This is a genomic window from Actinacidiphila cocklensis, assembly GCF_907177275.1.
GTDB classification, from domain to species: domain Bacteria; phylum Actinomycetota; class Actinomycetes; order Streptomycetales; family Streptomycetaceae; genus Actinacidiphila; species Actinacidiphila cocklensis.
In genome coordinates, this window is sequence record NZ_CAJSLV010000081.1 from 1 (window position 1) to 24,181 (window position 24,181).

25 protein-coding genes are annotated in these 24,181 nt (G+C 72.9%); 6 read left to right on the top strand and 19 right to left on the bottom strand.

Features of this window, described 5'->3' with window-relative positions; genetic code table 11:
* The 4 genes from NFU81_RS29095 to NFU81_RS29110 form a co-directional block, all read right to left on the bottom strand.
* Positions 1 to 291: helix-turn-helix transcriptional regulator (locus NFU81_RS29095; RefSeq protein ID WP_251496163.1), on the bottom strand; the 291-nt coding region annotated here is incomplete at its 3' end.
* Between the two features lie 438 nt (positions 292 to 729).
* A complete protein-coding gene (locus NFU81_RS29100; RefSeq protein WP_251496166.1) occupies positions 730 to 1,158 on the bottom strand; it encodes an Asp23/Gls24 family envelope stress response protein in 429 nt (142 codons plus the stop codon).
* Between the two features lie 267 nt (positions 1,159 to 1,425).
* Positions 1,426 to 2,580, bottom strand: coding sequence for an SPFH domain-containing protein (locus NFU81_RS29105; RefSeq protein ID WP_251496168.1), 1,155 nt, complete (start codon positions 2,578 to 2,580; stop codon positions 1,426 to 1,428).
* Between the two features lie 27 nt (positions 2,581 to 2,607).
* On the bottom strand, positions 2,608 to 2,841 hold the full coding sequence (locus NFU81_RS29110; RefSeq protein ID WP_251496170.1) for a hypothetical protein: 234 nt from the start codon (positions 2,839 to 2,841) through the stop codon (positions 2,608 to 2,610).
* Between the two features lie 156 nt (positions 2,842 to 2,997).
* On the opposite strand from NFU81_RS29110, the gene nhaA reads away from it, so the two are divergent.
* Positions 2,998 to 4,905: a Na+/H+ antiporter NhaA gene (nhaA, locus tag NFU81_RS29115; RefSeq protein ID WP_422665315.1), complete on the top strand. Its 1,908-nt coding sequence runs from the start codon at positions 2,998 to 3,000 to the stop codon at positions 4,903 to 4,905.
* An 18-nt stretch (positions 4,906 to 4,923) separates the two neighbouring features.
* Here nhaA and NFU81_RS29120 read toward each other — a convergent pair whose 3' ends face one another.
* From NFU81_RS29120 to NFU81_RS29150, 7 genes are all read right to left on the bottom strand, one after another.
* Complete coding sequence (locus NFU81_RS29120; RefSeq protein ID WP_251496175.1) at positions 4,924 to 5,154, bottom strand: DUF6296 family protein; 231 nt, start codon at positions 5,152 to 5,154, stop codon at positions 4,924 to 4,926.
* 66 nt (positions 5,155 to 5,220) lie between these two features.
* Positions 5,221 to 5,496 carry a response regulator transcription factor gene (locus NFU81_RS29125; protein WP_422665316.1) on the bottom strand — a complete coding sequence of 92 codons (276 nt, stop codon included), beginning with the start codon at positions 5,494 to 5,496 and terminating at the stop codon, positions 5,221 to 5,223.
* Between the two features lie 78 nt (positions 5,497 to 5,574).
* Positions 5,575 to 6,309: a cobalt-precorrin-6A reductase gene (locus tag NFU81_RS29130; protein ID WP_251496178.1), complete on the bottom strand. Its 735-nt coding sequence runs from the start codon at positions 6,307 to 6,309 to the stop codon at positions 5,575 to 5,577.
* A 422-nt stretch (positions 6,310 to 6,731) separates the two neighbouring features.
* Positions 6,732 to 7,559, bottom strand: coding sequence for a precorrin-6A synthase (deacetylating) (gene cobF, locus NFU81_RS29135; RefSeq protein WP_251496181.1), 828 nt, complete (start codon positions 7,557 to 7,559; stop codon positions 6,732 to 6,734).
* A gap of 50 nt (positions 7,560 to 7,609) precedes the next feature.
* Entirely contained in the window at positions 7,610 to 8,359 is a 750-nt protein-coding gene (locus tag NFU81_RS29140) for a (2Fe-2S)-binding protein (protein ID WP_251496183.1), read from the bottom strand.
* Complete coding sequence (locus tag NFU81_RS29145; protein WP_251496185.1) at positions 8,356 to 9,213, bottom strand: CbtA family protein; 858 nt, start codon at positions 9,211 to 9,213, stop codon at positions 8,356 to 8,358. Before NFU81_RS29145 ends, NFU81_RS29140 begins: the two co-directional genes overlap by 4 nt.
* A gap of 34 nt (positions 9,214 to 9,247) precedes the next feature.
* Positions 9,248 to 9,463 (bottom strand): CbtB domain-containing protein, encoded by a 216-nt coding sequence (locus NFU81_RS29150; protein WP_422665317.1) that lies wholly within the window; start codon positions 9,461 to 9,463, stop codon positions 9,248 to 9,250.
* A 431-nt stretch (positions 9,464 to 9,894) separates the two neighbouring features.
* On the opposite strand from NFU81_RS29150, the gene nicT reads away from it, so the two are divergent.
* Positions 9,895 to 10,965: a Nickel transporter NicT gene (gene nicT, locus NFU81_RS29155; RefSeq protein ID WP_422665325.1), complete on the top strand. Its 1,071-nt coding sequence runs from the start codon at positions 9,895 to 9,897 to the stop codon at positions 10,963 to 10,965.
* Between the two features lie 16 nt (positions 10,966 to 10,981).
* Here nicT and NFU81_RS29160 read toward each other — a convergent pair whose 3' ends face one another.
* A complete protein-coding gene (locus NFU81_RS29160) occupies positions 10,982 to 11,428 on the bottom strand; it encodes a MarR family winged helix-turn-helix transcriptional regulator (protein ID WP_251496191.1) in 447 nt (148 codons plus the stop codon).
* Between the two features lie 108 nt (positions 11,429 to 11,536).
* On the opposite strand from NFU81_RS29160, the gene NFU81_RS29165 reads away from it, so the two are divergent.
* The gene (locus tag NFU81_RS29165; RefSeq protein WP_251496194.1) at positions 11,537 to 12,445 is read left to right on the top strand and encodes an alpha/beta hydrolase; all 909 of its coding nucleotides are present in this window, start codon (positions 11,537 to 11,539) and stop codon (positions 12,443 to 12,445) included.
* Positions 12,446 to 12,454: 9 nt separating this feature from the next.
* Here the strand turns inward: NFU81_RS29165 and NFU81_RS29170 are convergent, their stop codons facing one another.
* Positions 12,455 to 13,279 (bottom strand): putative protein N(5)-glutamine methyltransferase, encoded by an 825-nt coding sequence (locus NFU81_RS29170; RefSeq protein ID WP_251496197.1) that lies wholly within the window; start codon positions 13,277 to 13,279, stop codon positions 12,455 to 12,457.
* A 351-nt stretch (positions 13,280 to 13,630) separates the two neighbouring features.
* Here NFU81_RS29170 and NFU81_RS29175 point away from each other — a divergent pair, with 351 nt between their 5' ends.
* The 3 genes from NFU81_RS29175 to NFU81_RS29185 are packed head-to-tail and all read left to right on the top strand — an operon-like array spanning position 13,631 to position 16,655.
* On the top strand, positions 13,631 to 14,956 hold the full coding sequence (locus NFU81_RS29175; RefSeq protein WP_251496200.1) for an ABC transporter substrate-binding protein: 1,326 nt from the start codon (positions 13,631 to 13,633) through the stop codon (positions 14,954 to 14,956).
* Positions 14,953 to 15,828 (top strand): carbohydrate ABC transporter permease, encoded by an 876-nt coding sequence (locus tag NFU81_RS29180; RefSeq protein ID WP_251496203.1) that lies wholly within the window; start codon positions 14,953 to 14,955, stop codon positions 15,826 to 15,828. The genes NFU81_RS29175 and NFU81_RS29180 overlap by 4 nt, the downstream gene beginning before the upstream one ends.
* Positions 15,825 to 16,655, top strand: coding sequence for a carbohydrate ABC transporter permease (locus tag NFU81_RS29185; RefSeq protein WP_251496206.1), 831 nt, complete (start codon positions 15,825 to 15,827; stop codon positions 16,653 to 16,655). The genes NFU81_RS29180 and NFU81_RS29185 overlap by 4 nt, the downstream gene beginning before the upstream one ends.
* Here the strand turns inward: NFU81_RS29185 and NFU81_RS29190 are convergent.
* From NFU81_RS29190 to NFU81_RS29215, 6 genes are all read right to left on the bottom strand, one after another.
* Entirely contained in the window at positions 16,633 to 19,149 is a 2,517-nt protein-coding gene (locus NFU81_RS29190; RefSeq protein ID WP_251496209.1) for a glycoside hydrolase family 2 protein, read from the bottom strand. The two genes, NFU81_RS29185 and NFU81_RS29190, sit on opposite strands and share 23 nt — an antisense overlap.
* A 226-nt stretch (positions 19,150 to 19,375) precedes the next feature.
* On the bottom strand, positions 19,376 to 19,903 hold the full coding sequence (locus NFU81_RS29195; RefSeq protein ID WP_251496222.1) for a hypothetical protein: 528 nt from the start codon (positions 19,901 to 19,903) through the stop codon (positions 19,376 to 19,378).
* Positions 19,900 to 21,228, bottom strand: a complete 1,329-nt coding sequence (locus NFU81_RS29200) for a DUF58 domain-containing protein (RefSeq protein WP_251496224.1) — start codon at positions 21,226 to 21,228, stop codon at positions 19,900 to 19,902. Before NFU81_RS29200 ends, NFU81_RS29195 begins: the two co-directional genes overlap by 4 nt.
* Complete coding sequence (locus NFU81_RS29205; RefSeq protein ID WP_251496226.1) at positions 21,225 to 22,232, bottom strand: AAA family ATPase; 1,008 nt, start codon at positions 22,230 to 22,232, stop codon at positions 21,225 to 21,227. Before NFU81_RS29205 ends, NFU81_RS29200 begins: the two co-directional genes overlap by 4 nt.
* 53 nt (positions 22,233 to 22,285) lie before the next feature.
* Positions 22,286 to 22,801, bottom strand: a complete 516-nt coding sequence (locus NFU81_RS29210; protein WP_251496228.1) for a hypothetical protein — start codon at positions 22,799 to 22,801, stop codon at positions 22,286 to 22,288.
* Positions 22,798 to 23,874, bottom strand: a complete 1,077-nt coding sequence (locus NFU81_RS29215) for a DUF4129 domain-containing protein (RefSeq protein ID WP_251496231.1) — start codon at positions 23,872 to 23,874, stop codon at positions 22,798 to 22,800. Before NFU81_RS29215 ends, NFU81_RS29210 begins: the two co-directional genes overlap by 4 nt.
* Positions 23,875 to 24,181 lie beyond the last annotated feature (307 nt).

Below are 24,181 nucleotides of genomic sequence, written 5' to 3' on the forward strand. Positions count from 1 at the left end.
GGCCGGTTCCGGGGTGGAGGGCGGCGGCGCCGGGGCGGGGAACCTCGCGGCCAGGCCTTCGAGGAGCCGGGCGTAGGCGGCGCGCTGCGGCGACCGCGGCTCGGTCCTTCCCGACTCCCAGTTCCCGACGGCCTCTCGGCGCGTGTCGACCGCGTGCGCGATCTGGGCCTGGCTCAGCCCTGCGGCCTCCCGCAACCGCCGGCGCTCGGCGGGCGGCGGCAGCACCTCCGCGGCCGCCACCTCCTCCAGCAACGCGTCGACCGCACTGAACAGCTCGTTCTCCGTGGGCATCACCCACCTCCGCGCGCCAACCTAGCAAGGTTCGCGCACCGGATCGCACGCGAATCGCTCGAAGGGCGGGCCGTCACCGCCGGGCAGGTACCAAGCGGTATGGGCGCACGCGGCACCCCCCGCCCCTTGCGGGAGCGGGGGGGTGCCGGTTGCAGGTGAGGCCCGGTCAGGCCGTTTCCGGTGCCGCAGGGGCGTCACCGTCAGGCCGGTGGCCTGGGCGAACTGCCCGATCGGCAGCAGGTCCTCGGTGTCCACGGGGACCAGAGTGCGGTCTCGGGCAAGGCGAGAGTCACGGGGGATCGCCCGCCCGTGCGGGGCGGTTGCACGGCCGGGCCGCGGTGCGGCCGGAGCGCACCGCGGCGGAGGCCGGCATCATCGGACGGGCGAACCGTTACGGGGCGTACTGCCTGCGGCGGTGGCGTACTCCTGCCGTCGGGGTCAGCGGACGCGGGACTCCGACTCCTCGTCGTTGTCCTCGCCCGGGATGTAGACGTCGCGGACGCTGACGTTGATCTCCACGACTTCCAGGCCCGTCATGCGCTCCACCGCGTTGGCGACGTGGGAGCGGATCTGGGCGGCGGCGTCGGCGATCTCGGTGCCGTAGAGGACGACGACGTCCAGGTCCACCGCTGCCTGCTTCTCGCCGACCTCGACCTTCACTCCGCGGGTGAAGTCCGTTGAGCGCGACACCGTGTCGCGTACGGCCCCCATCGCGCGGGTGGCGCCGCCGCCCATGGTGTGGACGCCGTCGACCTCACGGGCGGCGATGCCGGCGATGACCGCCACCACGGAGTCGGCGATGGTGGTCCTGCCGCCGATGTCGCTGCGACGGCTGGAGACGGACCTGGACGCGTTCTCGTTCGCCATGGGAATACCCCTTAGCTGGGAAGGGTGGATCGTCGTACCGGCCGGGCCGTTTCGCCTCGTGCGGCGGTACCTCGCGGGCCTCGCGCGGTGGTGCCCGGCAGGCGGGCGCCTGGCGCGCGAACGGGCTGCTCGGCCCTCTCGTTCCACTGTGCGGCCGGTGCTGCGAGGGCGCCACTTCACGCGGGTGGGCGCAACGCCCCGGAACGTGCGGACGCCGCCGGGCGCGGGGCCTCGGCGGCGTCGTCGCGGTGGTGCGGGAGCCCGGGGTCAGTCGATGTCGACCTTGCCGTCGCCGTTGCCGCGGCGGCGGACCTCGACGGCACCGGAGGACGCCGCGGCGCCGTCCTCGCCCAGGTTCTTGCGGACCGAGTCGAGGATGGTCAGCCCCTGGCTGACCAGGCCCGCGGCGATCTCGCTGAGGCCGTCGGCGCCGTTGAGAACGTTGACGTTCGCGCCGGACAGGCCGGCGGCGGCCTCCTTGACGATCTGCGGCAGCTGGTCGATGAGCATCCGGTCCAGGGCGACCCGGTCGTGGGACGCGGCCGCGGCGGCCTGGATACGCATCCGCTCGGCGTCGGCGACGGCGAGCACCCGGATGCGCTCGGCCTCGGCCTCCGCGGGCTTGACGATCTCGGCGACCAGTTGCTGCTGGCGCAGCTCCGCGGCCCGCAGCGCCAGTTCGGTCTGGGCGGCGAGCACCTCCTGCTGGGCGTGGGCCTGGGCGAGCGGGCCTGCCTGGGCGGCCTGCGCCTGGGCGCGGTCCACCTGGGCGGAGTACTCGGCCTGGACGACGGCGGTCTGCCGGGCGTACTCGGCCTGGTTGCGGGCGGCGGCCTGCTGTGCTTCGACGGAGGCCTGGGTGGCCTGGGCCTGGGCGATCTGCGCCTGCCGCTGGATGGCGGCCTTGTGCGGGGCGGACATCGCCTCGATGTAGCCGGTGTCGCCGTCGTCGATGGACTGGATCTGCAGCGAGTCGACGCTCAGGCCGATCTTCGCCATCTCCGTCTTGGAGGTCTCCAGTACCTCGGTGGCGAGCTTCTGCCGCTCGGTGACGATCTCCTCGACGGTCATCGAGCCGATGATGGACCGCAGGTGGCCGGCGAAGATTCGGCCGGTGAGGATCGACATCTGGTCCTGGTCGGACAGGAAGCGCTGGCCGGCGTTGACGATGCTCTCGTGGTCGTTGCCGACCTTGAAGGCGATGACGGCCTTGACGGTCAGCGCGATGCCCTGCCGGGTCACGCAGGTCTCGGCGACCTCGGACTCGCACATCGCCAGGGTCAGGAACCGGGTCTTGCGGAAGACCGGCAGGACGAACTTGCCGTGCCCGGTGACCACACGGAAGGGCGCACCGCCCAGTCCCCTGCGACCGCCCGAGATCAGCATCGCCTCGTCGGGTGCGGGTACGCGATAACCGAACATCCTTGACTTCTCCTTCGTCTGCGCGGCTCAGCCGGCCGGGGCGTCCAGCGGGTCGGCCCAGTCGATCACGTCGACCTGACGCGTGCCGCGGGAATCCACCACGAGCACCGTGGCGCCCTTCGGCAGCGGATCGTCGGACCATGCGAGGAAGGCCTCGGTGCCGCCCCTGACCCGCACCAGGACCTCGCCGGGTCCCTGGGTGCCCCGGGTGCCGACCAGCAGTTCCCCGGTACAGCCGATCACGGCATCGTCCCGTGCCACCACCGGCCGCCCTCTCGTCGTCGTCCGAATGCCCGGCCGTCACCATCCTCCCACCAGGGGACGTCCGGCGGATACGTGTCCACCCACCGGGTCGGCGTGCTCAAGGGGGCCTGGCCGTGCCAGGGTGTCGCTGTTACTCGAACAGCGGGAGGCTGGATGTTCCGGGGCTTTGCCACGCCCTTGACAGGTCGGACCGAAAGGGAACGCTCCGGTACGTCGTCGCCGTGGGCGTACATCCGGACCGAGACCGGCAGTGCGGCGGTGCTGCTGGCCGCGACGCTGGCGGCGCTGGTGTGGGTGAACATCGCGCCGGGCAGCTACGCGTCGGTGTGGGAGACGCATCTGTCCGTGCGGCTGGGGTCGCACGCCATCGACATGGACCTGCGCGAGTGGGTGAACAGCGGCCTGATGACGCTGTTCTTCCTGGTCGTGGGGCTGGAGGCGCGGCGCGAGTTCGACATGGGGGAACTGCGGGACCGGCGGCGCATCCCGCTGCCGCTGCTGGCGGGGATCTGCGGGATGGTCGTGCCGGTGGCGATCTACCTGGCGGTGAACGCAGGCTCGTCCTCGGCGCACGGCTGGGGTGCGGCGATGTCGACCGACACGGCGTTCGCGCTGGGCATGCTGGCGCTTCTCGGGTCGCGCTTCCCGCGGCGGCTGCACACGTTCATCCTCACGGTGGCGGTGGTCGACGACTTCGTGGCGCTCGCGGTGATCGCGGTCGCGTACAGCGAGCACCTGTCGTGGACGCCGCTGCTGATCGGTCTGGGGGTGCTGCTGGCGACCGCGCTGGTCCGCAGGACGGGGACGCGGCGGGGGCCGGTGTACGCGGTGCTGGCGATCGTGGCGTGGGGCGCCTTCCTGCAGTCCGGGGTCGACCCGGTGGTGGTGGGTCTGATCATCGGCATGCTGTCGTACGCCTACCCGGCGTCGCGGGACGCGCTGGAGCGGGCCAGCGGTCTGTTCCGGTCCTTCCGTGAGCAGCCGACGCCGGATCTGGAGCGGGAGGCGCGGCAGGGCATCGCGTCGGCGCTGTCGCCCAACGACCGGTTGCAGCGGCTGTACCACCCGTGGACCAGTTATGTGATCGTGCCGCTGTTCGCGCTGGCCAACGCCGGTATCGAGATCAACGGGTCGCTGCTGTCGAGTGCCTTCACCTCGCCGATCACGCTGGGCATCCTGCTCGGCTACGGTCTGGGCAAGCCGATCGCCGTCGTGGGGGCGTCGCTGCTGGCGACGCGGCTGAGCGGCGGCCGGATGCGACCGCCGGTGGGCTGGGGGGCGGTGGTCGGCGGCGGGACCATCGCCGGTATCGGCTTCACCGTGTCGCTGCTGATCGCGACGCTGGCCTTCGACGGGCGGGAGCTGGACCAGGCGAAGATCGGCGTGCTCAGCGCGGTGGTCTTCGCGATGCTCGCGACCTCGCTGGTGGCGCTGGTGATGTCGCGGCTGCCGAGGGAGCGCAGGGCGCTGGCGCTGCTGGGCACCGCGGAGTCGGTCGTGGACCTCGCGGAGCCGGTGGACCCCGACCGCGACCATGTCCGCGGGCCGATGGACGCGCCGGTGACGGTGGTGGAGTACGGCGACTTCGAGTGCCCGTACTGCGGGCAGGCCGAGCCCGTGGTGCGCGCGCTGCTGGCCGACTTCGGGGACGTGCGGTACGTCTGGCGGCATCTGCCGCTGACCGATGTGCACCCGAACGCGCAGCTCGCGGCGGAGGCGGCGGAGGTGGCAGGGCTGCAGGGCGCGTTCTGGAACATGCGCGACCTGCTGTTCGAGAACCAGGACCGGCTGGGGGTGAAGGACCTGCTGGCGCACGCCGAGGAGCTGTCCTTGGACCTGCACGCCTTCCGTGAGGCGCTACGGGGCCGCAAGGGCGCGGCGCGGGTGGAGCGGGATGTGGAGTCGGCGGACCTGAGCGGGGTGTCGGGCACCCCGACGTTCTTCATCAACGGGCGCAGGCACCAGGGGGCGTACGACATCCAGACGCTGTCGGCTGCGGTCGTCGCCGCCCGTGACCGTGCGGTGCTGATCGACGGTGCGAATCCTGGCAAGGCACGCTGAGGAGGTGACGCGACGGGGTCAGCGGCGTACGCAGCGCACGGCGAGCGGGGCGTCGGGTGACTGGTGTCCGCCGCTGGCGACCATGCGGACCTCGCCGTCCGCGCTGATCTCGGCGCGGACGATGCCCGTCTCGTCCTGGTAGATGGGGTAGCCGCCGGCTCCTGACCGGTCGGTGCGGTGGACCAGCACCGCGTCGTCCTCGACGGCGGCGGCGTGGAAGACCAGCTCGTATGTTTCCGGATAGTCCATGCGGATACCTCCCGACGTGGGCTGCCGGTCCCCTTCATCATCCCTCGGGCGCGGCGGGTGCGCCTCTCAGCGGCCGGGGGGTGGGGTCCTGGCCGGTCGGTCGAGCAGGCCGGCCTTGTCCGCGGCGGCCACTGCGGCGGCGCGGTCGCGTACGCCGAGCTCGGCGTACAGGTGCAGCAGGTGGGTCTTGACGGTGGCCTCGCCGATGAACAGGCGGCGGGCGGCTTCCTTGTTCGTGGTGCCGGCGGCGACGAGGTGCCGTGGCCTTCCCTGATCTTGGGGCGGCCCTTCGCCGCCGTGGTCAGAGAGTCCCGCGCGGGGTGGCACCGGCGGATCGACCACCGGGGTGCGGTGCGGCGGCAGGTGGCGGACGGCGGCATGAACCGATCGGTTGACGGGCGCGCGGGTGGGGCGCCTGGCTCAACGGGTGCGCAGCCACTGCGCGGCGGCAGCCGGGGAGGCGACGGCGGGCACGCCGGGAGGCGGGGGCGGGCGGCGGACGATCAGTACGGGCAGGGCGGCCTCGCGGGCGGCGGTGAGCTTGGCTGCGGTGGCGGGGCCGCCGCTGTCCTTGGTGACCAGGACGTCGATGCCGTGCCGGCGCAGCAGGGCGCGTTCCGCGTCGAGGGTGAACGGGCCGCGGTCGAGCAGGACCCGGCAGTGCGCGGGCAGCGGCGGGGGCGGCGGGGCGATCGAGCGGGCCAGGCAGCTCAGCGGAAGCCCGGCGAAGGCCGCCAGGTCCTGGCGGCCGACGGTGAGGAACGGGCGGTGCCCGAGCGCCGGGAGCAGGGCCGCGGCCGCGGCGAGGGTGTCCGCCCAGTGCCAGCGGTCCCCCTCCCCCGGGCTCCAGCCGGGCCTGCGCAGCGCGAGCAGCGGCACGCCCGCCGCGTCGGCCGCGAGCGCCGCGTGCCGGCTGATCGCCTCGGCGAAGGGGTGGGTGGCGTCGACGACGGCGTCGGCGCGCTGCTCGCGCAGCCACCCGGCCAGGCCCTCGGGGCCGCCGAACCCGCCGATCCTGACCTGCCCGGCGGGCAGCCGCGGCTCGGGCGTCCGCCCGGCAAGCGACGTGGTCACCTCGACCCCGGGCTCCGCGGCGACCAGTTCCGCCAGAACGCGGGCCTCGGCGGTCCCACCGAGAATGACGACCCGCCGCATCACCACGCCCCGCCGCGCCCGGCGACCACCGCTGCCGCGCCGTGGATCAGCGCGCGGCGCCGCGCGGCCGCGCCGGGCACGCCACAGCCCGCCGCAGCAGGTCGATCCCCGTATACCGAGCCCGCGAGAGGCCGCCTCAGCGGGCGGCACCCGGCCACTGCGGGCACACCACCATCTGCCGTACGGACGCCCGCTGCACCGCGGCACTCACCACCTACCGCGCCCGTCACGTCAGGAAGCCTCCACGCAGGGCGGGACCCTGTCGCGCGAGGCCCGCCACAACCGCCGTACTGACGCCCACCGCACCGCCGCACTCACCGCGGACGGCGCCCGGGCCGCCGAGAGGCCGCCGTGCGGGGCGCGCGCCCGAGCCCCCGCCGCAGCGCGGCACTCGCCGAGTGCCGAACCCGGGCCGGGAGGGCTCATCGCGGGCCGCCGCCCTGCGAAAGGGTCTCGCCGGGGCCGGGCGAGGAGGCCGGCTGAACCGTCCTGCGGAGCAGGTACGTGTCCATGATCCAGCCCTTGCGGGTGCGGGCGGCGGCGCGGGTGGTGCGGATGCGGTCGGCCATCTCCTCGGTGAGGGGGCCGGCGAGGAGGATCTCATCGGGGGTGCCGAGGTAGGCGCCCCAGTAGATGTGCAGGCCCTGGCCTGCGAGGGCACCGAAGGCCTGGCGGGCGTCGAGCATCACCACCACGTCGTCCACGCCGTCGGGCAGCCCGCCGCCGTCGGCGAGCCGCCGGCCGGTGGTGATCTGGACCGGGCGGCCGACCTGGTTGAGCCCGGTGCGGTGCCGGGCGGCGAGCGTCGCGACGCTGCTGATGCCGGGCACCACCGTCCAGTCGAAGTCGGTGCCGCCGCGGGCGTGGACGTCCTCCAGGATCGCCAGCGTGCTGTCGTAGAGGGCGGGGTCGCCCCAGACCAGGAACGCCCCGCAGCCGCCGTCGGCCAACTCCTCGGCGATCAGCCGCTGGTAGATGTCGCCGCGGCGGCGCCGCCAGTCGTCGACGGCCGGTGCGTACGACCCGGTGGCGGCCGTACGGTCGCGGTCCGGGTCGGTGGCGACGACCACCCGGTGCGGTTGGGGCGCGTGCCGTTGCAGGATCTCCTCGCGCAGCCGCACCAGGCCTGCCTTGTCCTCGCCCTTGTCGAGCAGGAAGAAGACGTCGACGCGCCCCAGGGCGCGTACCGCCTGCAGGGTGAGCTGCTCGGGGTCACCCGCGCCGATGCCGATGACGTAGATCTGCTTCACGCACCGGAGTGTGGCACAGCGTGCCATCCGGCTCGTGGCGGCGGTCCCGCTCATGCGGTGGGGGCGCGCAGGGCGCAGTCGCCGCACAGGGCGCCCCTGCGGTCGGGGGCGGCGCGGTAGATCAGGCAGCAGCTGCGCCGCCGGAAGGCGCCGGTGGGCGTACGGGCGCCCTGCGGGCGCAGCGGCGGCCGTTGCAGCAGCTGGGCGGCGAACGCATGTGCGGGGGCGGCCAGTTCGGGGCGGGCGGCGGCCAGCGCCGTCGCGGCGCCGTTGACGGCGGAGGCGGTGTTGCCCAGCAGGATGTGCGGGGAGACGCCCAACGGCCGGAAGTGGTCGGCGAGTTCGGCGAGCGGACCGGCCAGCAGCCGGCGGGCCACGGCGTCGGCGAGTTGCTCGGGCGTTGCCGCACGCGGGTGCAGGGCGTCGTCCGGCAGGGAGAGCGGGACAGGGCCGCCCAGCGCCGGCTGCCAGCGCACCGCGCCGAGGTGGTAGCCGAACGGCCGCCCGTGCAGGACCGCCGCGGCCAGCGCGGGCGACACCAGGCGTGCGGCCAGGCCGAGATGGGCGACGGAGGCGGCGACCCGCAGCTCGACCGCGGCTGCCGGCTGGCCGCCGGCCGCGGCCAGATACGCCTGGACGGCGGCTGCCCGCTCGGCCGGCAGCGCGCCGGCCATCGGCTGCCACGGCTCGCCGGGCGGTGCGCCCGCCGGGTGGGTGGTGACGGCGAAGAACGGCCCGAGCGCGGCGATCTCCTCGACCACCGCGCCCGGTGCCGCCGTTGCGTGCGGGGGGTGCGTCATACCGGTACGGGCGCCGCCCCCGGGGCGGCCGCCTCGGCCCGCGGCTGCAGGACGCGTTCGGCCAGCGGTGCGAAGACCAGGCCGATCGCCGACCAGAGCAGCAGCTGGGCCGCGACGGAGTAGCAGCGGAAGGAGAACAGCACGTCGGCCGGGAAGCCCGGGTAGACGATGCGGCCGTGGCCGTCGGTCAGCGGCAGCGGCGTCTCGGTGGCGTGGTTGCCGAAGTGCTCCTTGTTGTACGCCAGATGACCCACCGAGGGCAGTACCAGCATCACGGCCCCGATGGCGACGACGAAGGCGCCGGCCGCCAGCAGGGTCGCGTTCCAGTTGCCGACCCTGGGTTGCAGCCGCCTGCCGAGCCAGGCGGCGGCGACCAGGAAGGCCACCGAGAGCACCACCATGAGCAGGTACAGGCCGCTGCGCGCCCTGATGGTGTCCTCGTGGCCGATGGCGGGCGGGTTGGCCGGGTACTTCAGGAACGGCACCAGGTACATGCCGAGGAATCCGCCGCCGGCGACCAGCAGGGCCAGGCTGCGGGCGCGCAGGGCGCCGACCCGGCCGAGGCAGACGGCGTAGGCGACGGCGAACAGCGCGCCCATCGCCATGCCGAAGACGATCATGCCGGCGCCGATGCCGACGTCGGCCTGGACGGTGCGGCTGAACAGGTCGGGGTCGGCCGCGGCGGCCGGCAGCCCCGCGGCCTTGTCGAGTGCGGCCTGCGCGGCGTCCCGGCCGCTCTCGTAGTCGATCGCCTTGCTGATCTGCGGCTCGGCGAAGATGCGGGCGAAGAGGAACGCGAGCAGACCGGCGGCTGCGCCGGCGAGGATGCCGCGCAGTATGAGCTTCTTTTCCATGTCGAGTTGTCCGATACCTCGGGTTCCGGCGGTGTCAGTGGCAGGGGAAACCGAGGAAGTGCCGGGCGTCGTGGACGAACTCGTGGACGTGCATGTCCTTGCCGAAGACCGAGACGGCGCCCTGGTCGACACCGACGAAGTAGTAGGCGATCAGCGCGAGGGCGGCGGCGCCGAACATCCACAGTGCGGCTTTGGCGGCGGGCAGGACGACCGGCGTGGCTGCCGGGCGGGATGCGGAAATGCTGCTCAAGGTGAGCCCTCCTTAGGGGATCGTGCGTCCCTGTTCCATGGGCGTCGTGATGAGCGGCTGTCTGACTCCCCGTTACGCCGGTTGCGGCGGCGGGTCACAGTGGCGCGACCGTGCTGGAATTCCACCAGCTTCCCCAGTCATCACTACACAGCGAGCGTAGGGCTCGGTTCTGTCATGCGTCAATCAGGACGAACGGACATCGGCCACGCTTTCCCGGCAGGTGTGATCAGGCTCTCCCGGGGCGCCCGCGGCGCGCTGACCTCGGGCGGGTTGAACGGAACGGAGCAGGGGCAGGCTATTGCGAGTCATTCGCAACAAGTAGTCTGTTGCGGTAAGCGCCCCCAGCCGCTCCGACGGAGGACGAACGTATGACCACCACCACCGAGGCCGCCGTCGCCACGGGGTCCCGCTGGCGCCGGATACGCAGCTCGATGACCCGGGCGGAGTGGACCCGGCTGGGCGGGATGGCGGCGTTCATCGTGGCGCTGCACGTCATCGGGTGGTTCACGCTGGTGGCGATCGTGGCGCCCGAGCACTACAGCGTCGGCACCAAGTCCTTCGGTATCGGCATCGGGGTCACCGCCTACACCCTGGGCATGCGGCACGCCTTCGACGCCGACCACATCGCGGCGATCGACAACACCACCCGCAAGCTGATGCACGAGGGCAAGCGGCCGCTGTCGGTGGGCTTCTGGTTCTCGCTGGGCCACTCCAGCATCGTCTTCGCCCTGGCCTTCCTGCTCTCGCTGGGCGTGAAGTCGCTGGCGAACCCGGTGGAGGACGACGGCTCGGCGCTGCACAGCGTCACCGGCTGGATCGGCACCACGGTCTCGGGGACCTTCCTCTACGCCATCGCGTTCGTCAACCTGCTGATCCTGGCAGGGATCTGGAAGGTCTTCCGGCAGATGCGCGAAGGCCACTTCGACGAGGCCGCCCTGGAGGAGCAGCTCAACAACCGCGGGCTGATGAACCGGCTGCTCGGCCGGCTGATGAAGTCGGTGACCAAGCCCTGGCAGATGTACCCGATCGGCCTGCTGTTCGGCCTGGGCTTCGACACCGCCACCGAGATCGCGCTGCTGGTGCTGGCGGGCTCCGGCGCCGCCTCCGGCCTGCCCTGGTACGCGATCCTGTGCCTGCCGGTGCTGTTCGCGGCCGGAATGTGCCTGCTGGACACCATCGACGGCTCGTTCATGAACTTCGCCTACGAGTGGGCCTTCTCCAAGCCGGTGCGCAAGGTCTACTACAACCTGACCATCACCGGCCTGTCGGTCGCGGTGGCCCTGATCATCGGCACCGTCGAACTGCTCGGCCTGGTCAGCGAGAAGGCCGACCTGCACGGCGCCTTCTGGGACTGGATCGGCGGCCTCGACCTCAACATCGTCGGCTACGTCATCGTCGGCCTGTTCTTCGCCACCTGGGCGGTGGCCTTCGCGGTGTGGAAGTTCGGCAACATCGAGGAGAAGTGGACCGCGGGCCTGCGGATGGCGGAGCAGCAGGACTGAGCGCCCGCCCGCCGGCTCACTCCGCGCCGGCCGGCGACCGCCGCTCCAGCGCGGTGCGCAGCGTCGCCATCGTCGCGGCCACCTGATCGAGCCCGCCGGACGGGACGCCGACGGTCAGGGCCGCCAGCTCCGCCTCGACCACAGGGCGGGAACGCTCCAGCAGCGCGGCACCCTCCGCCGTCAGCCCAAGGACCGAGGAGCGCCGGTCCTGGGGGTGCGCGCTGCGCACGCACCAGCCGGCCGCCTCCAGCCGGTCGACCGCCTTGCTGGTGGCCCCCACGGTGATCGCCACCTCGCGGGCGATGTCGAGCACCCGGCAGCCGGGCACCCGGTCGATGATCGCCATGAACTCGAACTGGCCGAGGCCCAGCCCCAGTTCGGTCTGGAGCCGGGCGTTCACGGCGTTGTAGAGCCGGGTCTCGACGCGGACGAGGTCGGTGAAGACCTGGGTGACGTAGGTCACAGAGAACTCCTTTAGATTCCTGGGAATCATCTTCCCTGGCATCCAGTTGGCATGTGGCAGATGCATTCCGAGGAATCCATCATCCCATCGTGCCCCCTGGAGGCCCGCATGACCCGGCAGCAGCGCGACACTCTGGACGACCTGCTCCGCAGCATCCCGCGCACACCGGACCCCGAACCCGAGGCCGCCCGCCTCGCTTTCGCCCGGGGCATCACCCGGCCGGCACCCGACGGCGTCGCCACCCGCCGGACCGTCCTGGGCGGGCGCCCGGCCCTCGAACTGGAGCCGGCCGGCGCCGCGGACCGCGGGCGGCTGCTCTACCTGCACGGCGGCGGATACGTCATCGGCTCGCCCGACACGCACGCGGGGCTGGTCGGCGAGCTGGTCCGCAGGGCCGGGATCCGGGCCACCTCGCTGGACTACCGGCTGGCGCCCGAGCACCCCTTCCCCGCGGCGCTGGACGACGGGCTCGCTGCCTACCGGGCGCTGCTGGACGGCGGCACGGACCCGGCGGAGCTGGTCGTCGCGGGCGACTCCGCGGGCGGCGGACTGGCGATCTCGCTGCTGGTCGCAGCCCGGGCCGCGGGGCTGCCGCAGCCGGCCGCGGTCGCCGTGCTGTCGCCCTGGACCGACCTCACCCTCGGCGGCGACAGCATCCGCACCCTGGAGGCGGCCGACCCGATCTTCGTCGCCGAGGACCTGGCGGACTACGCCGGGCACTACCTCGGCGACGGCGACCGGGCGCAGCCCCTGGCCAGCCCGCTGTTCGCCGACCTCACGGGACTGCCCCCGCTGCTGGTGCAGGTCGGCGCGCACGAGCTGCTGCTCGACGACGCCGTCCGGCTGGCCGGGCGGGCCGGAGCCGGCGACGTCGAGGTCACCCTGGAGGTCTGGCCCGGGGTCCCGCACGTCTTCCAGCACCACTACGGACGGCTCGACGACGCGGACGCCGCCCTGGACCGCATCGCCGGCTTCCTCACGGCCAGGCTGACCGCCCCTCAGCTCGCCGCCCGCTGACCGGCAAGATCACCCGGACGGACGGGTGCCGATGACGACGGTCGCCCCGAGGTCGTCGTCGGTCGCGACCCGGGGCAGCAGGCCGCCGCCGGCCAGGATGCCGGCGGCGGCCTCCGCCTGCCGCTCGCCGGACTCCACCAGCAGCGAGCCGCCCGGGGCGAGCCATTCCGCGGCGTGGGCGGCGACCCTGCGCATCACGTCGAGACCGTCACCGCCCCCGTCGAGGGCGATCAGCGCCTCGTGGTCGCGGGCCTCGGCCGGCAGCAGGCCGACCGCGGCGCTGGGCACGTAGGGCACGTTGGCGGCCAGCAGGTCGACGGTGCCGCACAGGCCCGCGGGCAGCGCCGCGAAGAGGTCGCCGCGGTGGACCTGCCCGCCGGCCCGGGCGAGGTTGCGGGCGGCGCACGCGACGGCCGCCGGGTCGAGGTCGGCCGCATGCAGCCGGGTACGCCCCAGGGCCGCGGCCAGGGCGGCGCCGACCGCGCCCGAGCCGCAGCACAGGTCGAGCACGACGGGCTCGCGCCCCTCCCGCGCGGCGGCGCGGCCGAGCGCGACGGCTTCGCGCACCAGGAGTTCGGTGCGGCGCCGGGGCACGAAGACCCCGGGGTCGACGGCGATCCGCAGTCCGCAGAACTCGGCCCAGCCGACGACGTGTTCCAGCGGCAGCCCGCCGGCCCGGCGGGCGACCATCGCGGCCGTCTCCTCGGGTCCGGTGGCGGCGGCCAGGATGATCCGCGCCTCGTCCTCGGCGAAGACGCAGCCCGCGGCCCTGAGTTGCGCGACGACGGTGGTGTAGGTAGCCGCGCGCGGCAGCGGCATGAGGGAGTCCGACATGTGAACCTCTCGGGAAGCCTGGTGGCCCTCCCCCGGCTCCGGTCAGGAGGCCGCAGGCCTCGCGAGGCCGTGCGGTGGGAGCGCCCGGTACGAACCAGCGGTAATCGGTCCCACCTCCTCAGCTTGTCGCGGCGTGCTGCCGGTCGGCGCCCAAGCTACCCCACCGCACTGCGGCCGTCTGCACCGACCCGCTGTGTAACGGTTAAGCATCAGCGCTGAATCAGTCCCTTTACCGGCCAACAACCCAATGCAATAGTGCCGTCGTTCCGTTACTGAAACGCTTAAGTAACCGCGCTGCGCGTCGTCCCTCCTGTCACTCGCTAGGACGGCGTCGAAACGGAGATGGTGCATATGAAGCGCACAGCACTCGCCGGTTCGCTGCTCGCCACCATGGCGCTGCTGGCCACGGCCTGTGGCGGCGGCGGCTCGTCGTCGTCCGGCGGCGAATCGGCCGCCTCACCGACCGACCCGAGCAAGGTCACCGGCGACATCAAGGTCCTGACCCAGCGCACCGACCTGGTGCAGGACGGGACGATGAAGAAGTACGCGGCCGAGTTCAACAAGCTCTACCCGAAGGTCCACGTCACCTTCGAGGGCATCACGGACTACGAGGGCGAGGTCAAGATCCGGATGAACACGTCGAACTACGGCGACGTGCTCATGATCCCCGCGGCCATCAAGACCGACGACTACCCGAAGTTCTTCGCCTCGCTGGGCACCGCCGACGAGTTGGGCAAGAAGTACACCTTCACCGAGAAGGCCACCGTCGGCGGCAAGGTCTACGGCATCGCCAACTTCGCCAACGTGGACGGCTTCGTCTACAACAAGGCCGTCTGGCAGCAGGCCGGGATCGCCGACTGGCCGAAGACGCCCGACGAGTTCCTGACCGACCTGTCGGCCATCAAGTCCAAGACGTCCGCGACGCCGTACTACACCAACTACAAGGACGGCTGGCCGCTGACCGGCTGGACGCAGGTCCAGGGCTCGGTGACCTGCGACCCGAAGGCGACCGACGCGCCGGCCTCCCAGTCCGACCCGTGGCAGGCAGGCACCGACCTGAACGTCGGCGACACGCTGCTCTACAACATCGTGCACGGCAAGCTCTCCGAGCAGGACCCGACTACCACCAACTGGGAGAACAGCAAGAACCTGCTGGCCACCGGGAAGATCGGCACCATGTGGCTGGGCTCGTGGGCCATCGTGCAGATGCAGGACGCGGCCAAGAAGGCCGGCAAGGACCCGTCCGAGATCGGCTACATGCCCTTCCCGTCGCAGAAGGACGGCAAGTTCTGCACCCCGGTAGCGCCCGACTACCAGGAGGCGGTGAACATCCACTCCGGCCACAAGGCGGCCGCCCGGGCCTGGATCGACTGGTTCACCGACAAGTCCGGCTATGTGCAGACCAACCAGGCCGTCCCGACGCTCAGGGGCGGCGCGATGCCGACGGCGCTGAAGCCCTTCCAGGACGCCGGCGTGCAGTTCGTGGAGATGTCGCAGGCGCAGAGCGCCAAGGTCACCAGCATCGACAACCAGTCCGAGATCGGCATGACCAACAAGCCCGACTACCGCCAGCACCTGATCGACGTGGCCCGCGGTGCGGCCGGCGGCGACCTGCCGGGCATCTTCGCCGACCTCGCCAAGAAGTGGTCCTCCGCGCAGAAGACCGCAAGCCTGTGACCCGCGCTCGGGTCTGGCGGACCGTGACGCCGTGGCTCTACCTGGCGGTGCCGCTCGCTCTGCTGATCACGTTCACCTACATACCCGTCGGGAACATGATCAGGGACAGCTTCACCGACTGGGACGGGGTCAGCCCCGACCGCGACTACGTCGGGACCAGGAACTACGTGGAGCTGTTCACCAGACCCGAGCTGTTCCAGGTCTTCTTCGTCAGCATCTACTACCTGGTCGCGTCGGTGGTGCAGATCGTGCTGGCGCTGTACTTCGCCACCGTGCTGAGCTTCGACCTGCGGTTCAGGAACCTCTTCAAGGGGATCCTGTTCTTCCCCTACCTCATCAACGGGGTCGCGATCGGCCTGGTGTTCCTGTACTTCTTCCAGCCGCACGGCACCCTCGACACGGTGCTGAGCGCCTTCGGGGTGCACGGGCACCACTTCTGGCTGGGCAGCGGGCGGATGGCCAACACCTCGCTGGCCGGGGTGTCGGTGTGGCGCTTCATGGGCCTGAACTTCGTGCTCTTCCTGGGCGCGATCCAGTCGATACCCGGCGAGCTGTACGAGGCCTCGGAGCTGGACGGCGCCAACCGCTGGCAGCAGTTCCGGCACATCATCGCGCCGGGCATCAAGCCGGTGCTGAGCCTGAGCGCGATCCTGGCGATCTCCGGGTCGCTGTCGGCGTTCGAGATCCCGTTCATCATGACCAACGGCGCCGCCGGCACCCAGACCTTCGTGATCCAGACGGTGAAGCTGGCCTTCGAGTTCAACAAGATGGGGCTCGCCTCCGCGGCGGCCGTCGCCCTGCTGGTGATCATCCTGCTGGTGACCTGGCTGCAGCGCGTCGTGGTGCCGGACGAGAGGAACGATCTCGTATGACCCGCAAGGCGCTGCTGAGGGCGCTGGTGTACCTCTCGCTCCTGCTGGCCGGCGCGGTGGTGCTGCTGCCGCTGCTCGCGGTGTTCCTGACCTCGCTGAAGACGTCCGAGGAGATCGGCCAGGGCAGCGGTGCGCTGACGCTGCCGCACAACTGGCTGAACTACCACAACTACGTGACGGCCTTCCGGGCCGGCAAGATGCTCAGAGCGTTCTGGAACACCGCGTTCATCCTGGTGTTCTCGATCGGTGGGACCGTGCTGATCGGGTCGATGGCGGCGTTCGCGATCGACCGCTTCACCTTCCGGCTGCGCCGGCTGGTGATCGCGCTGTTCCTGATCGGCTCGCTGGTGCCGAGCGTGACGACCCAGGTCGCGACCTTCAAGATCGTCGACAACTTCGGGATGTTCGACAGCCGCTGGGCGCCCATCGTGCTCTACATGGGCACCGACATCGTCTCGATCTACATCTTCCTGCAGTTCATCAGGGGCATCCCGATCTCGCTGGACGAGGCGGCCAGGATCGACGGGGCCAACACCTTCACCATCTACTGGCGGATCATCCTGCCGCTGCTCAAACCGGCCATCGCCACCGTGGTGATCATCAAGGGCATCACCGTCTACAACGACTTCTACATCCCCTTCCTCTACATGCCGTCGGAGAACCTGGGCACCATCTCGACGTCGCTGTTCCGCTTCAAGGGTCCGTTCGGCGCCCACTGGGAGGACATCTCGGCGGGCGCGATCCTGGTGATGGTGCCGACGCTGGTGGTCTTCCTGTTCCTGCAGCGGTTCATCTACAACGGCTTCACCCGGGGTGCGACGAAGTAGCCCGCGGCCCGGTACCGGCCCCGCCGTCCCGCACGGCCGCGTTCACGCAGGAGAGCGCGGCCGCTGCGGCGTCCGGCGAGGGCCGGTCCCAGCCGCTCACGGTGATCGTCACGCTCTCGCCCGGCAGCAGGGTGGTCAGGCCGCGGTCCGCGCCGGCCTCGGGGCCGAGCCGGTCGGCCTGCAGCAGCAGGTCGCGCAGCAGGGTGCGGGCGGTGACGGTCACCGCTGCCCTGCCGTCGGGGCGTACGGCGACGTCGACGTCCCAACTGGGCTCGGGGTAGCCGAAGTCCTTGTCGCGCACCGGGAACCAGAAGGCGCGCTCGTCGCCGACCCGTACGGTCAGCAGCTCCTTGCCGCTGCCGGCCGCGGGCAGCACCTCGGCGGGCAGCGCGATCCGCGCGACGGTCCTGGGCGCCGCGGTGAACGGCAGCCGCACCTCGGCGAGTACGGCGCCGTCCACCGCGACCCGGCACAGGACCGCCGTGCCCGTCCAGTCCTGCGCGGTCTGGTTGACCAGCGCCGCGACGAGCCCTTCGGGGCGCGGTTGCACGGTGATCAGCCGGTCGGCGTAGAGGCGCTTCAGCTCGTGGTAGAGCGGCTTGGGGCGCTCGTCACCGTCGATGGCGGCCCAGGAGGTCACCGGCCAGCAGTCGTTGAGCTGCCAGACGACGGTGCCGGCGCAGACCGGCCAGTGCGATCGCCAGTGCTCGATACCGGTGGCGATCGCCCGCACCTGGTTGACCTGGGTCAGGTAGTGCCAGGTGTCGAAGTCGGCGGGGACGGGGAAGTGGTGGGCCAGGCCGCGGGCGAGCTTGCCGTTGCCGTCACCGGCCTTCTGGTGGTGCAGCATGCCGGGCGAGTCGGGCGTCAGCGGATCGTCGGACAGCGCGCGGCGGGCCGTGGCGTACGCGGGCGGCGCCTGCCAGCCGAACTCGGCGACGAAGCGCGGGACGTCGTCGAGGTAGGCGGTGTAGTCGACGCGGTTCCACACCTCCCAGGAGTGCGCGGTGCCGTGCCGCGGGTCGTTGGGGTGGTGGTCCCAGGAGCCCGACCAGGGGCTGCCGGCCCAGTAGGGGCGGGTGGGGTCGGTCTCGGCGACGATCCTGGCCAGCAGGCCGAGGTAGTAGCCCTCGCCCCACGAGTCGCCGGCCAGGGCCTCCTCCCACTCCCAGTCGCGGAAGCCCCACAGGTTCTCGTTGTTGCCGTTCCACAGCGCAAGGCTCGGGTGGGCGGCGAGCCTGCTGACGTTCTCCCTGGCCTCGGCCTCGATCTCGGAGCGCAGCGGCTGCTCCTCGGGGTAGGCGGCGCAGGCGAACAGGAAGTCCTGCCACACCAGCAGGCCCAGCTCGTCGCAGGCGACGTAGAAGTCGTCGCTCTCGTAGATGCCGCCGCCCCACACCCGCACCAGGTCCACGCCGGCCGCCGCGGCCTGCTCCAGGCGCCGCCGGTAGCGGGCGGCGTCGATCCTGGTGGGCAGGGCGTCGTCGGGGATCCAGTTCACGCCGCGGGCGAAGACCGGGGTGCCGTTGACGACCAGGGTGAAGGCGGTGCCGTGCTCGTCGGGCGAGGTGTCCAGGGTGACGGTGCGGAAGCCGATGCGGCGCTGCCAGCGGTCCAGCTCGGCGGCGGGGCCGCGGGCCTGCGCGTCGAGGAGGGTGACCTCGCAGTCGTACAGCGGCTGCTCGCCGTAGCCGTGCGGCCACCACAGGTCGGGCGCGGCGATCTCGGCGACCGCGGCGGCCCGGTCGGCGCCGGCCGGCACGACGGTCTCGGTGACGGTCCCGCCGACCCGCAGCCGTACGGTCAGCGGCCGCTCCGCGCCTGCCGCGGTGCGTTCCAGTTCGACACGGGCCTCGACCCGGCCGGTGCCGTCGGTGACGGTGACCAGCGGGGTGACCCGGGCCAGCCGGGCGGTGGACCAGTGTTCGAGGCGCACCGGCTTCCATATCCCGGCGGTGACCAGGGTCGGCCCCCAGTCCCAGCCGAAGGAGCAGGCCATCTTGCGGATGAACTGGAACGGCTCGGGATAGGCGTTGGGCCGGTCTCCCACCAGCGACCTGACCCGCTCGGCCTCGGTGTAGGCCGAGGTGAAGGCCACGGTCAACGGCACGCCTGTGCCCGGGAGTTCGCCGGTGACGTCGAAGCGGTAGGAGCGGTGCATGTTGCGGGTGCGGCCGAGGACGCTGCCGCCGAGGGTGATCTCGGCGACGGTGTCGAGCCCGTCGAAGACGAGGTCGCTGCGCTCGTGGGTGGTGGCGTGCGGGGGCAGGACCGTCTCGTACGTCCAGTCGGTGCGGCCGACCCAGGCGGCGTCGAGCTCGTTGCGGTCCAGGAAGGGGTCGGCGAGCAGGCCCGCGGCCAGCAGGTCGGTGTGGACGCAGCCGGGGACGGCGGCGGTGACCTTCTCCCGGCCGTCCTCGCCCGTGCCGGCGCCCCTGAAGTCGCCCGGCAGGCGGAGGTTCCAGCCGTCGACCACCGGCGTGACGTCCTTCATCGCTACTCCTTGCCTCTTGCCTACGGCGTCGGCTGGTTCCCTGGCCCTGGCCTGGCCGGGTCCATTAAACGGTAAAGCACGGCAAGTGCAGATGGGAAGCGGGGGGTTGGGACGAAGAAGCCGTATTTACTTAACCGATACAGATGCCGCTCGCGAGGGCGCGGGGCACGGGCCGGCCCCGGTGGGCGGCCCGGCGGGGAGCGCTGACCTGCGCGGCAGGGCGGCGTCAGGGGCGGTGGCGCAGGGAGAGGGCGACGCAGCCGGCGGTGGCGGCCAGGGCGAGGGCCGCGGGCAGGCGTGCCCAGGCGGTGTCGGCCACGGGCGCGGTGGACGCGGCGAAGACCACCGCGGCCGCCGCGGTGGCGGCCAGTGCGGGAGTGGCGCGGTCGACGCCCGCGGGAGCGGTCGCTCCCATCGTCCAGCCGTCGGTGAGCAGCAGGTAGGCGACCAGCAGGCCGGTGACGCAGGCGGCGAGCCAGACCGCCGGAGCGGTCAGCGCGGCCAGGACGACCGCGCCGGCCGCCAGCAGCGTGTTGCGCCGGTGCACCGCGACCGCGGCCCACCGCATGGAGTTGAGCACCGGGCGCGCGTCGACCATCGGCGCGGCCCACCAGGCGGCGCCGGACGCGGCAAGGACGAATGCCCAGCCGGCGAGGGACCCGTCGAGGGCGCGGGGCGGGTTGCAGGCGGTGACGGCCAGGGCGACGCCGAGGATGCGGGCGGTCAGCCGGTGGGCGTCGAAGTCGCGGCTCACGGGCGTCCTCCGTGGATACGGGTGCGCAGCAGCGGCGCGAGGGCCAGGTCGAGGGTCTCGCCCGGCCGGTGGGCGATGAGGGCGATGCCGCGCTCGGTCAGCGCGAAGCGCATCGCGTCGCGGTCGGCCCGCCACAGCCGCAGGGCCAGCTCCGCGGTGCGGTCGCCGGGTTCGACCTCGGGGTCGCCGGTCGGGATCTCCACCACGACCAGCGGGTTGGCCCGCGACCTGACCTGGTCGAGCACCTCCAGGATGCGCTGGTCGATGAGCGGCGTGAAGACGTAGACCAGCGCGCTCTGCGGCAGTGCGGGCGGCGGCAGCCTGTGCAGGCTGCTGGAGCGGTGGCCGAGGTCCTTGCGGACGTCGAGGACGCTCTCCACGATCCGGTAGAAGTAGCTCTGGCCGCTGCCGGGTTGCAGCCAGCGGGTGGTGCCGCCGACCGAGACCACGCCGATCCGGTCGTGGGTGCGCAGATACGCGCGGACCAGTCCTGCCGCGGCGCGGAAGGTCTCGTCGAGCGAGGACGTGCCGGTCGCCGGGTCGCGGACGTCGGCCAGCACGTCGAGCAGGACGACGGTGTCCGAGGCCCTCTCCGCGGCGAACTGGTGCAGCTGGAGTTCGCCGCGCCGGGTGGTCGCGGGCCAGTGGATGCGCCGCTGCCGGTCGCCGCGTACGTACGGGTGGATGCCGGTGACCTCGACGCCCTCGCCGCGCTGGGCGGAGGTGTGCTCGCCGAGCCGCTGCGGCAGCCGTACCGGGATCGGGGTGAGGCCGGTCGCGGTGGGGACCGGGAAGACCGCGACCTCGCCGAGGTCCACGCGCAGGGTGCGGCGGGCGGCGCCGCCGGTGTCGTAGACGTCGAGGTCGACCGTGCCGACCGTCCAGCGGCCCCAGCGCTGGGCGGTGAAGGTCAGCCTGACGCGCGCTTCGGTGACGCTGAGGTCGTCCAGCCGCATGCCGGGGCCGAGGGTGAGGCCCGGGTCGAGGCGGCCGGCCGCGCCGTCGTGCGCGAGGGTGAGGGTGGCGGTGATCTGCTCGCCCTCGAAGCAGCGCCGCGGCTCGACGTCGACGGCGGCTGTGAGCCGCTGCGGCCGGCGGCCGGTGGGCAGCGCCAGTGCGAGCAGGGCCAGCGGGGCGGCGGCCGCGGCCAGCAGCCAGGCGTGGCCGGTGACCAGGGCGGCGGCCAACGCGACCGCGCCGACCGTGCCGTAGCGCAGGGTCCGCTCGCTCGCCCGCCAGCCGGGCGGCGGCGCGGGCGGCGGTTCGGTGGGCGCGGAGGTCGCACCGCCCAGTGCCCGGTCCAGGGCGGCGGGTCGTCCGGTCATGACGCGACGGGGCTGCGGGGCAGGGTCTGCGGTGCGGCGACGGACTGCACGATCTCGCCGACCACGTCGTCGGCGTCGATCTGCCGGACCCACAGCTCGGGCTTGAGGGTGATCCGGTGGGCGAGGGCCGCGACGGCGACGTCCTTGACGTCCTCGGGGGTGGCGTAGTCGCGCAGGTCGAGGACGGCGCGGGCGCGGGCGAGCTGGACCAGGGCCAGGCCGCCGCGCGGTGACGCGCCGACCTGGACGTGCTGGTGGGTGCGGGTGGCGCCGACCAGGGCGACGACGTAGTCGAGCAGGTCGTCCTCGACCTCGACCTGCTCCACGGCGGCGCGCATCGCCAGCACCTCCTTCGGGCCGCTGAGGGTGCGCAGCACCGCCTCGGGTGCGGCGCGGGCGATCCGGGCGCGCAGCATCCCGGTCTCCTCGGACGCGGTCAGGTAACCCATCCGCACCCGGAGCAGGAAGCGGTCGAGCTGGGCCTCGGGCAGCGAGTAGGTGCCCTCGTACTCGATCGGGTTCGCGGTGGCGATGACGACGAACGGGTCGGGCAGCGGGCGGGTGCTGCCGTCGATCGACACCTGCGACTCGGCCATCGCCTCCAGCAGCGACGCCTGGGTCTTGGGCGGGGTGCGGTTGATCTCGTCGGCGAGCAGCAGGTGGGTGAAGACCGGTCCGGGCCTGAAGACCATCTCGGCGGTGCGCTGGTCGTAGAAGGGGGCGCCGGTGACGTCGGAGGGCAGCAGGTCGGGGGTGAACTGGATACGCCGGAAGTCCAGGCCGAGGGTGGTGGCGAAGGACCGGGCCAGCAGGGTCTTGCCCAGCCCCGGCAGGTCCTCGATCAGGACGTGCCCGCCGGCCAGGATGCCGAGCATGACCATGTCCAGCGGCCGGGGCTTGCCGACGACGGCGGTACGGATCTCGGCCAGGACCTCCGCGGCCCGCTCACCGGCCTGTCGCGGGGTCAGGGCGTCGTGGTCGTCTGTGCGGTGTTGGCTGGTCACTGCTGGTCCTCACTGTGCCTGGTGGTGGTACGGACGCACGCCGGTCGCGGGGTTCACAGCGCCTCCAGCCGGTCGAGCAGGGCGCGCAGCACCCGCTCCGGCTCGTCCGGGCGGTGCGCCGGCCGGCGTTCCGGGTCGATCCAGGGCCACAGGTCGGCACCGACGAGTGCCTCGGCCCGCTCGGGCCTGCGGTAGAGGTCGACACCGTGCCGCTCGGCGAGCCGGGCCGCGAAGAGGCGCTGCAGCTGGGGCCTGAGCGTGGCGTTGAAGTGCACGTCGCTGCGGTCGCCGACCGACTTGTCGACGACGCGCTGCCATTCGCCGAGCGCGGGTGCCCGGCTGCCGAGCAGCCGCACCGAGCGGCGGAAGCCGCTGTCCTGGGCGCCGGAGCCGCTGACGTAGCGGGCGATGGCGAGGCCCGCGACGGTGCACACGGCCAGCCCGGTGGCCGCGCCGGGCAGTCCCTCCGCGAGTCCGAGCACGACGACACAGACGGCGCCGACGGCGGCGAGCAGGGTCAGCGAGTGGCGTACGGAGCCGGGGGCGCCGGGCTCGGGGCGTTCGATCACCGGTGGGCTCCCGCCCTCGGTTGCGGACCCCCGGTGCCGCCGGCGGGCGGGGTGTCGGACGGGGGCTGCGGGTCGTCGGCCGCGGGCTGCGGGTCGTCGGCCGCGGCGGCGCGTTCCGCGAGCTGCGCCGCGATGGCGTCGAGCGCGGCGGCGGCCCGGTCGCGGTGGGTGCCGTCCATGGGATGCGTGGAGTAGCGGGCCTCGCGGAACAGCGCCGTCAGGTCGGTGGCGTGCGGGCCGGTCAGCAGGCCGCTGCCGGCGGCGCGGGCCAGCAGGTCCTGCGGGCTGTCGGAGGCCCTGCGGGCGATCCCGGAGTGGGCCAGCGAGGTCTCCATGGCCGCGTAGCAGGCGATGACGGCGGCCCGGGCGTCGGTGCCGTCGAGCAACGCGCGCCGCCCGGAGTCGACGGCGTCGGCGAGCACGTCCTGCTCGGCAGGGCGGTAGGTGCCTGCCGGCGGGGGCACCTCGGTGCGCCGGAGCTGGCGCCACAGCCGGTATCCGGCGACGAGCAGCGCGAGGACCAGCACCGCGATCCCGGCCACGACCAGGAGGTGCGGCAGGGTGATCGAGGGGACGTGGCCGGCCCCGCTGCCCGGGTGTGGTGTGAACGGTGGCAGGGTGCGGTGCGGGAAGTCGTCGTCGCCGGTCTGCTCGGGGGCCGGGCTGCCGCCGCCGGAAGGGAAGTCGTGCATGCTGAGCAGCAGCACCGGCACCACCACGGCCGCGGCGATCAGGGTCACCCGGACCGCGTCGGCGAGCCGCTGCTCGAAGGACGGCAGGTTCTGGTCGTAGCCCAGCCGGGAACGGTAGTGGCTGCTGAGCAGCACTCCCGCGGCCAGGCAGCCGAGGGCGATCAGGATGACGACCGCGGAGTTGTCCAGCGGCCCGCCGCTCCTGGCCGTCAGCGAGCGGCCCGGGCGCAGCAGCACCGCGCCGAGCGCGGTACCGGCGACGGCGACGACGGCCAGTGCGGCACCGGCCGCTCCCGGCCGGCCCCGTCCTCCCGCTGCCGGCCGGTCCTGGTGGTGCTCGCCGGCTTGTCGCGTCCCGGTTGTGGCGTCGTGCTCGTCCACCGCCGCCTCCCCTCCTGGCGGTCGGCAGCTTCGCACACGGGTCCGCCGCCGGCTGCGGCGGCCCCTGGTAGCGGACGTTCCGCTTCGCCCGGCGGGCGCGCGGGCCGCAGGAGGCGGTCTCGCCGGCGCTGTCGGCGAGGATGACCACGACCGCGTTCAGGCCGCCGGCCTGCGCGGTCGGCACGCCGGTGAGAGGTCGTCCAGCGCGTCGCCCTGGCCCTCGGGCGGACGGGACCTTGCGGACCCGCCCAAGGGCCGCCGCCCCTCACGGCGCGACCCGCGGCGGGCGCCCGCAGCACCCGGTGAG

Coding starts and splice junctions, on each gene's coding strand:
- NFU81_RS29140 (WP_251496183.1), bottom strand. CDS start 8,359: ATGACGCACCCCCCGCACGCAACGGCGGCACCGGGCGCGGTGGTCGAG.
- NFU81_RS29165 (WP_251496194.1), top strand. CDS start 11,537: ATGACCCGGCAGCAGCGCGACACTCTGGACGACCTGCTCCGCAGCATC.
- NFU81_RS29120 (WP_251496175.1), bottom strand. CDS start 5,154: ATGGACTATCCGGAAACATACGAGCTGGTCTTCCACGCCGCCGCCGTC.
- NFU81_RS29200 (WP_251496224.1), bottom strand. CDS start 21,228: ATGACCGGACGACCCGCCGCCCTGGACCGGGCACTGGGCGGTGCGACC.
- NFU81_RS29175 (WP_251496200.1), top strand. CDS start 13,631: ATGAAGCGCACAGCACTCGCCGGTTCGCTGCTCGCCACCATGGCGCTG.
- NFU81_RS29130 (WP_251496178.1), bottom strand. CDS start 6,309: ATGCGGCGGGTCGTCATTCTCGGTGGGACCGCCGAGGCCCGCGTTCTG.
- NFU81_RS29100 (WP_251496166.1), bottom strand. CDS start 1,158: ATGGCGAACGAGAACGCGTCCAGGTCCGTCTCCAGCCGTCGCAGCGAC.
- NFU81_RS29170 (WP_251496197.1), bottom strand. CDS start 13,279: ATGTCGGACTCCCTCATGCCGCTGCCGCGCGCGGCTACCTACACCACC.
- NFU81_RS29185 (WP_251496206.1), top strand. CDS start 15,825: ATGACCCGCAAGGCGCTGCTGAGGGCGCTGGTGTACCTCTCGCTCCTG.
- nicT (WP_422665325.1), top strand. CDS start 9,895: ATGACCCGGGCGGAGTGGACCCGGCTGGGCGGGATGGCGGCGTTCATC.
- NFU81_RS29145 (WP_251496185.1), bottom strand. CDS start 9,213: ATGGAAAAGAAGCTCATACTGCGCGGCATCCTCGCCGGCGCAGCCGCC.
- NFU81_RS29105 (WP_251496168.1), bottom strand. CDS start 2,580: ATGTTCGGTTATCGCGTACCCGCACCCGACGAGGCGATGCTGATCTCG.
- nhaA (WP_422665315.1), top strand. CDS start 2,998: ATGTTCCGGGGCTTTGCCACGCCCTTGACAGGTCGGACCGAAAGGGAA.
- NFU81_RS29190 (WP_251496209.1), bottom strand. CDS start 19,149: ATGAAGGACGTCACGCCGGTGGTCGACGGCTGGAACCTCCGCCTGCCG.